We start from the raw sequence: 5,846 nt of genomic DNA, 5'->3' as shown, positions 1-5,846 counted from the left end.
ATGTTTTTTCTTAAAGTTAGGATACTTAGTACGACCAGCAAAGAAATTAGTGAAAGCTGTTTGTAGGTGTCTTAACCCTTGTGGTAAAGGTACACAGCTAACTTCGTTTAAAAAGTCTAATTCTTCTTGTTTTTTCCAATCAGTTAGCATTGAAGAAGTTTCAGTATATCCTACTCTTTCTTGTCTTTCGTACCAAGCTTGTGTTCTGACATGGAGTGCCTTATTGTAAACCAATCTTACACAGCCCAATGTGCGCCGCAATAGCGACTCTTGTGTTGGTGTGGGGTAAAATCGAAACGAATAGGCTTTCTCCATATCTCACATTCTAGCATATATCGTGTAAATGCGCTAGTATTTAACAGTAAAGCCAACCTAGAACGGCGGGGTTTCAGACGCAAATTTTCGATGATCGAGAATGGCTTTAGCTTGAATTAAAGCCGATCGCACTTGTTCAAAACCTGTGCCACCATAGCTATTACGGGCCGCTACCACCTGACGAGGAGCGATCGCGTCGTAGATATCGGCCTCAAAAGCCGGATGTAATTCTTGCCATTCCGTCAGGGTTAAATCTTTCAATAACTTACCCGCTGCCAAACTGCTTTTAACGACTTTCCCGACTAAATTATAAGCTTCTCGGAAGGGAATTCCCTTACTGGCTAAATAATCCGCCACATCCGTCGCATTAGAAAAATCTTCCGCCACCGCATTAGCTAATCGGTCGGTTTTAAATTGAATTCCGGTGGCTAAAAGTACCGTCATCGCTTGCAAACAAATCCGCACGGTTTTAACGCCATCAAATAACGCTTCCTTGTCCTCCTGCAAGTCTTTGTTATAAGCTAGGGGTAAACCCTTCATTAAGGTCAATAACGCCTGTAAATGCCCAAAAACCCGCCCTGTTTTGCCGCGCACCAATTCGGGAACGTCGGGATTTTTTTTCTGGGGCATAATGCTAGATCCCGTGGCACAACTATCGGTGAGAGTGATAAAACTAAATTCTTGGGAAGACCAGAGAATCATTTCTTCGCTCAAACGGCTCAGGTGGACCATAATCAGACTAGCGGCCGTCATAAATTCAATGGCAAAATCTCGATCGCTGACTCCATCGAGACTATTGTTATACACCTGCTCAAAATCGAGTAAATTGGCACTGTAATGACGATCAATCGGAAAAGTCGTCCCGGCTAAGGCCCCGCATCCTAGGGGCGAAATATTAGTCCTGGCGCGAATTTCTCCTAATCTTTGGTGATCCCGTTCGGCCATTTGAAAATAAGCTAGGAGATGATGGGCTAAACTAATCGGTTGGGCGCGCTGTAGGTGGGTATAACCGGGGATCAGGGTTTCCAGATGGTTTTCAGCGTGATTGACTAAAGCTTGCTGAAAATTGCGAATTTCTTGCCTAATATCATCGATTTGTTGTCTAAGATACAGACGAATATCCGTTCCTACCTGATCATTCCGCGAACGGGCCGTGTGCAGTTTTTTGCCCACATCTCCCACGATCTCGGTTAAACGACGTTCCACGGCAAAATGCACGTCCTCTTGATCGATGCCGGGGTTAAAGTTGCCGGTGCGGTATTCTTGACGAATTTGTTCCAATCCAGAGACGAGACTATCTGCTTCTTCGGGGCTGATAATACCCGTATAGGCGAGCATTTTGGCGTGAGCGATCGATCCGGTGAGATCATACTCGATTAATTCGATATCAAAGCCAATACTGGCGTTAAATTCCACGATCGTAGGATGGAGACTACCTTCAAAGCGATCGCTCCAAGTTTTCTTTGCTGTCACTGTTTTCGTTAGATTATTGTGGATAAAGTTAACCAAAATATGCTGGACAATTTTGGGGAATAATCCGGCGCTGATAGCATTACCGCTTCAGGTTAGAAAAATCTCCAACTCTACAAACATAAGAATAGCAAGAATTGCTCGCTCTGGCTGAATGCTGATAGGCGAAAAGCTAATAAGAAGTAAAACCTCGAAACATATAACCGACAATCAAACCGATTAATAGGGCCCATGCTTGCCCAGTTTTGACGAAATTTGAGAAGGATTTCTGGACATTCCCGATGATATCCACGTCTTGCTCCGAAATAGTCATCAAGACATTGGTAAGAGGCGAAAAGTCGATCGAGACAGATAGATGATGGAAGATGTCGATCACGATGGCATTCCTCAAAAACGAAAATCTACAGAACAAGTTAACATGAAAACGACTAAATTAAAACCACTTTTGTCTCCCTGGTGCTGAGTTGGAGGGGAGGTCACTTTCAAGATGATTGAGATTGCTGGTAATAGGCTAATAGTAAATTACCCGCTTTTGCTAAATTTTGCCCAAAGGCGATAATTCCTTCTTCATGACCACTCATCACTAAAATTTGTTGCTCCTCTAGACGATCTTCTTGACATAAACGGATAATTTCTGCGGCCATTTCTGGGGTTCCATAGGCGATATTTTCTTGGGTGGTCGGCACTCGATACATCAAATTTTGCCACAGGGGGCGATGGTGAATATGAATCACCCCATTAATCTGGGGATTCGCTTCATAAATTGCTCCATGGGTGAGAGTTTCTGAAGAAGCGGCGATTGTTCCCCGACAAGTGACCCGATTTTCTTTCCAATCGTAGTCTATAACTCTGGTGTAATGGGATTCATTTAATACCGGTATTCCCCCGGTGTTAGTGCCAGAAATAATAATTTCTTTGTCTATTTTCCCTCGTTGACTCACATTCCCAAAACCGATTCCGTTATCGTATTGACCGATTAATCCCAGTCGATAGAGGCGATGGCGCCAATAATTTAATTCTGCAATCTCTGAGCTTATTAAGGGATGGTCAGGAATCCAAGTACAATTGTATTTAACGTAGCCTTCGTCAATCATAGATTTTTCTGAAAATATTCGGGATAACTTTGACAAACTTTCTGCAAAAAGTCCTGGAGAGGATAGGAAATATTGGCGATATAATTATCTTTAATTACTTGGGAAAATAGGGGTAAAACTTCCGTGTCTAAGGCGGGGTTAAATAAGTTGATAGGTAGAATTAAATCGGAACATTCCCGCACATCAATGGTCTCAAAATTATCGGCTACAATTAACCAAAGAGGACGCACCCAAAGAGCCGAACGACTTTCGATCACCTGAATTACTTCTCCGTATAAAGTTCGATTTTTGCAGAATAAACTAACAATTTGATGGGGAGTGAATGTGTTCATAGACAATTCTAGTTTTCCTCGATCAGCTAAGACGCATTTTAACCGCTTATTCTTAGATTAGCCGAATCTCCCCCCAATCTCTTTACTGTTGCAAGAGTGCAAGAGGAAAGAGTATCTCATCTCCACAAGCAATTTAAATGCGCGGGCAGCTTATCTTTCACTGATCACTGAAAAAAGCTTGCCACTTGCCGCTCCCTTGCCAGATTGGGAAAAAACTCCGTTAGAATACGGGAAGCCGTTTACAAAACGATACAAAATCATGACCGTTGCTTACCCTCGTAAATTCAAGAAGACGATGAGCGCTCGCGACATCATGAAGCGTGTCATTAGCGATCGCGAAATTCATCTTGTCACCCTCAACCGTTACCGCTACAACGAACAACGTAGCTGTAAAGACCTGACCGAACTGATCGAAACCTTAGACGGACAACCAAAAGAACTGATCCAGGAGCTTTCCCGTCACGTCGTCGATGAGGCCCGCCATGCCTACTGGTTAACCGATTTATTAATCGAATTGGGGGCCGATGTGGGGAAACCGCCGGGGTTGTCCTATATCGATGAATTTGAACGTCTTCTCGATCAAGATCAATTCCAAGGCGAAGAACAAAGGGAAGATGGACTGATTGCGGCCCTAGCGGCAATTAACGTCACGGAAAAACGGGGATGCGAATACTTTGCCGCCCATATTTATGCCCTCAAAGCAGGGGAACAAACCCCGGAAAATCTGAAAATTCAGGAAACGATCGCCAAAATTTTTCCTGAAGAAGCGGGTCATGTGCGTTGGGGCAATCGTTGGTTAGCCAAAATTGCCCAAAAAAGCCCCGAACATCGGCAAAAAGTCGAAAAAGCTAAGACCAAATACTCAGCGATCGAACAGGCCGCCTATGAATCGGGTATGGATATCACCCTCGGGGCAGAATTGCGCCGCGTCGGTCATTTAATGGAAATCGCCGCCACTATGCCGCTTTGGGAACGTCCTCAATATCTGATGGAACGTTTACCCCAATCCCTTCTCGACCCGAAATTACAATTATTCCGGGTAGAAGCGGCGCAAAAAGCCTGGAATCGTGATCCACAAATGTTTATGGAACGCTTTTTACCGATGTTTTTTAATGCGGACGGCAATATCGGCAAAAAAGAGAAAGTCAACTAATTTAACCTTGATTTTCAGGGGCAATCATTCAGCGATCGCCGAAGAAATGTTCAGCGAGGATCGAGAAAATCAGCTATTGTTTTAAATAGGGGTGAGTTCTCGGCTTTAAGGTCAGAGAAACACCACTTTTTTACTGTTTATTTTGACTTTTCTTTTTTAGATTATGCGTCTTTTAGCTGCCTTTGATCGCTACCCCGATAGTGTATCGTTAACCCTAGAACCAGTAGCCACCGACTCGCAAAAATTTGATTTATATTTAACTTTACACCTACAAGCTCAAATTCAATCTCTCCTCGGCGGGGAAATCAAATGGGGTCTAAAAGGAGGAAAATTAGATTTTGTTTTAGTTAATTGTCACCTAACACCTAATCCTCTTTCTAGTCAAGAGTTATACATAAATCGTATTAATAATCATCAATGGCGGTTATCTTTCAAAAGTCCTCAGTCAATATTTACAGGAGCGATCGAAAGGATTAACCTAGGAACCGTCAGTGTGGAGGAAGAACCTTATCATCTCACGGTGCAATTTTCGCTGACGGCTGCCGATATCTGTATCACGGAAACATCGGGATTATGGAAACACGATCTAAGTCCCAATAAACATAGTATTTTAGAGCGAAAGTTAGCATTTTTCCTAATGGAAAATCAATTTGATGCTTTTTTGAGTCGTATTTCTTTGGGTTCATCGCAGGTAGAATTAGATACTGTTCTGGTTGAACCGCAACCGGCAGCATCAGAAAATTTAGAGAAATTGCAGGCACAAATCGAGGGAATTTATGCTTCTGTTACTGATGATTTTCTCGAACTGGCCCAATTAGCTGAACTGGATCCCCTAACGGATTTTACCGGGGCAAATCTCTTGGCAGCGGAATTAAGTGGCATATCTTTAGGCATGGCTAATCTCTATCAAGCGAATCTGCGGGGGGCCAATTTAACCGATGCTGATTTAAGTGAAATTAATGGCAGTCATGCTAGTTTTAAGGGAGCGGATTTAAGCGGAGCCTTATTAGCTAATGCCGATTTAAGTTATGCTGATTTTTACCGTTCTAGTTTGGCTTTAGCTAATTTAATTGGCTCCAATTTAGAAGGAGCTAATTTGGTTGAAGTCAACATCACTCAAGCGAATTTTAGCGGGGCAAAAGTGAAGGGGGCAAAGTTTGCCGATAATGTGGGTATGACCGAGGAATTGCGGGAAAATTTACGCTTGCGCGGGTCTTTCTGTGATTAGTCAACTATTTAGGGTTTGCTGAAAAAGTTTGTTGGTGGGGTTAGGAGTCAGGAGTCAGGAGTCAGGAGTCAGGAGTCAGTAGCTGGTCGTTTCAGGCTTTGTTGCCCTCTTTTTTTGTACCAATTTATGTACTACGAGAGGGATAATGCAAGGTTTTTGAGAGTCCCAATCGGATTTTCGCAGCATGAACATCGGATTTTAACAGGTCAAAAGCCTTATTTTAAAAGGGTTTTACCATTATTCAGCAAACCCTA

At 43.1% G+C, this 5,846-nt stretch carries 7 protein-coding genes; 2 read left to right on the top strand and 5 right to left on the bottom strand.

Features of this window, described 5'->3' with window-relative positions:
* The 5 genes from O9290_RS08750 to O9290_RS08730 all read right to left on the bottom strand — a co-directional run.
* The coding region (locus O9290_RS08750; protein WP_288086906.1) for an RNA-guided endonuclease InsQ/TnpB family protein at positions 1-315 on the bottom strand (315 nt) is incomplete at its 3' end.
* Between the two features lie 57 nt (positions 316-372).
* A complete protein-coding gene (gene argH, locus O9290_RS08745) occupies positions 373-1,788 on the bottom strand; it encodes an argininosuccinate lyase (RefSeq protein WP_002759216.1) in 1,416 nt (471 codons plus the stop codon).
* Positions 1,789-1,957: 169 nt separating this feature from the next.
* Entirely contained in the window at positions 1,958-2,161 is a 204-nt protein-coding gene (locus O9290_RS08740; protein WP_052277410.1) for a hypothetical protein, read from the bottom strand.
* A 106-nt stretch (positions 2,162-2,267) separates the two neighbouring features.
* A complete protein-coding gene (locus O9290_RS08735; protein ID WP_002759218.1) occupies positions 2,268-2,879 on the bottom strand; it encodes a class II aldolase/adducin family protein in 612 nt (203 codons plus the stop codon).
* Positions 2,876-3,211, bottom strand: a complete 336-nt coding sequence (locus O9290_RS08730; protein WP_288057433.1) for a hypothetical protein — start codon at positions 3,209-3,211, stop codon at positions 2,876-2,878. The genes O9290_RS08735 and O9290_RS08730 overlap by 4 nt, the downstream gene beginning before the upstream one ends.
* Before the next feature lie 259 nt (positions 3,212-3,470).
* Here O9290_RS08730 and O9290_RS08725 point away from each other — a divergent pair, with 259 nt between their 5' ends.
* Positions 3,471-4,364 carry a ferritin-like domain-containing protein gene (locus tag O9290_RS08725; protein WP_288057431.1) on the top strand — a complete coding sequence of 298 codons (894 nt, stop codon included), beginning with the start codon at positions 3,471-3,473 and terminating at the stop codon, positions 4,362-4,364.
* 163 nt (positions 4,365-4,527) lie between these two features.
* On the top strand, positions 4,528-5,592 hold the full coding sequence (locus tag O9290_RS08720) for a pentapeptide repeat-containing protein (RefSeq protein WP_288057428.1): 1,065 nt from the start codon (positions 4,528-4,530) through the stop codon (positions 5,590-5,592).
* Positions 5,593-5,846: the final 254 nt, after the last annotated feature.

Origin of the sequence: Microcystis sp. LE19-41.2A (assembly GCF_027530405.1) — a bacterium.
Taxonomy (GTDB): domain Bacteria; phylum Cyanobacteriota; class Cyanobacteriia; order Cyanobacteriales; family Microcystaceae; genus Microcystis; species Microcystis aeruginosa.
This window is presented reverse-complemented; position numbering and strand designations above follow the sequence as displayed.